Source organism: Tunicatimonas sp. (assembly GCF_049647865.1).
Classification (GTDB): domain Bacteria; phylum Bacteroidota; class Bacteroidia; order Cytophagales; family Cyclobacteriaceae; genus Tunicatimonas.
In genome coordinates this window covers 1-2,345 of sequence record NZ_JBARYM010000257.1, presented here as the reverse complement: position 1 = coordinate 2,345, position 2,345 = coordinate 1, and the positions used below count along the sequence as shown (strand labels likewise).

General features: G+C 49.3%; 1 protein-coding gene. It reads left to right on the top strand.

The features are described from left to right. Positions 1-2,345: PKD domain-containing protein (locus tag WBA23_RS07960; protein ID WP_424581743.1), on the top strand; the 2,345-nt coding region annotated here is incomplete at both ends.

Sequence of the window (2,345 nt, the reverse complement as noted above, 5' to 3'; positions counted from 1 at the left end):
GCGTAGAAGCTATTTCGGATGCCAGTGGTGATCCGCTATTCTATACTGATGGGCGCACGCTGTACTTTGTCAGCGGCGGTAATCATACCGAAGTACCGGATGCACTGGGTGCCCCAGTAGATTTGACCGAAGGAGCTGACCCAAGCGCATCAGCTACCATGGTAGGTATGGTACAAGTGCCAGGCACCGATGCTGCTTACTATGTATTTACCGCAACTCCAGTAGAAAGTGGCGGCTTCGAGCTGCGCTACGCAGTAGTTAACCTAAACGGCGTAGACCCTAGCACCGACCAGCCTGGGCCCGTCATTGTTTCTGATAACAACCCTCTATATTCACCGGCGACCGAACGTATTACTATTCAGGGTGGACGCGGTGGTCCGGCTACTTTGCTGGTTCATGAGTACGGCAATAATGCATTCCGCGCCTATCCTATTACCGATCAAGGTATTGGCAACCCCGTGATTTCCTCAGTAGGTTCTAATCACGATTTCGCCAGTCTTGAAGATGCTCAAGGTTACATGAAGTTCGGGGGCGATTCTACCGGAACTATTGTGGGAGTGGTGGCTGATAACCGAGTAGAAATTTTCAATTATGATTCCGAAACATCGGAGCTTAGCAATCCAACCATTGTTCCTTTCGATGGATTGGGTACACCCTACGGTTTAGAATTTCAATCTGATTCGGTTGGGAATACTGTGGCTATCGTCTCTACTGACAACGGCATCTACGTAGCCAGCATTGAGCGACCGCTGGAAGAAGGAGCGACCGTAAACTTTCAGCCGGTAGGTGGAGCGACTGGCGTATTCGGAGCCATCCAGCAGGGGCCGGATGGTCAGGTCTACGTAGCCCAGGAAGGAGCGACCGGGCTGGGAACGGTTTCCGGCAATGTGAATGATCCATCTAGCTACCAGTACCAAGCCGATCAGGTGCAGCTTCCAGCAGGAGCAACCGTCACCCGAGGCTTGCCTAGTTTTATTAATCAGGGCGGTAATTCCTTCCCGGAACCCAATATTGCCGTAGACGATGCCTGCGTGGGCAATGAAACTCAATTCTCCGCTCAAGGTCGCGATGATGTGATTGAAACCTACGAATGGGTCATCGTCCGCCTCAATGAAGATGGTACCGAAAGTTTTGTCGGCTTAACTGACTCGCTTCGTTCGGAGCAAAGTTTTTCATTTGCCATTGACACCCTGGGCACCTACGAAGCCCGGGTTACGCTATCCAACGAATGCGATATAGATACGGTACTAGTTCAGCAGTTTACAATGGGTATTGCTCCGGAAGTAATTTTGCCCGAAAGTGTTAACCTTTGTAATGGGGGCGTAGACCTAACGGCGATTGATCCGGCCGATGATGATGGAACACTCACTTTCCAGTGGATTCGGCAGGGAGCGATAGGCGGAGGCAACTTACCACCGACCAATACCATTACCGCGACTGAACCGGGTTTTTACAATGTGACGGTAGTTAATGCCGATAGCTGCATCAGTGAAGGCGAAGTGTTTGTAGTGGATAACCGTCCGCCGCTGGAGTTGCCCGAAGACTTTACGCTTTGCCAGAATGAAGAACGCGAATTAGACGTAGAAATACCTTCCCCCGGCGATCCGGGCTACGAGTGGATTATTCTGGATCAAAACGATCAGGTAATCACTAGCACCAACGAACCTGTTATTGAAGTGAGCAACCTTACTCCTGATCCCGGAGTCTATCAATACACGGTTACCGTTACCGATGATATTGGCTGCTTCAACCAAGATACCGTGGTAGTAACTATTTTAGAATCTCCCGAGATTGAAGGCACGGTGACTAATTCTGAATGTGGCGTACCTTCCGGCGAAATACAATTAAATATTTTAAGTGACCCTGACGAGACGTATTCTTTCGTCTGGACTGATTCGGACGGTATTCAAGTTGGTACAACCGGTGATATTACTGGTTTAGCAGCAGGTGTATACACAGTAGCGGTTAGTAACTCTATTGGCTGTACCACTACTGAACGGTTTGCCATTAGCGATGCCAACGCAGATTTTACCGTTGAGGTTGAACCTCAAGAGGGCTGCGATGATACTGGAACGTTGCTCGTTACTATCACTCCTGATGATCCGGGAACTTTCACCGGAGTGAATTGGTCAATAGTGGATGAGAGTGGAACAGTAGCATTTAGCGGATCAAATTCTTCAGGACTAACTTTTACCATTCCTGAAGCTAATCCTCCGGCTGGTAATGGCTTGGCTCCTGGTTCGTTTGGTCTAGAGTTTGAGAGCCTTCCTGGCTTATGTATTCAAGCCGATACCTTAACTATTCCTGAGCCAGATTCAGTAGATTTTGATTTGCCGGGTTTGCAG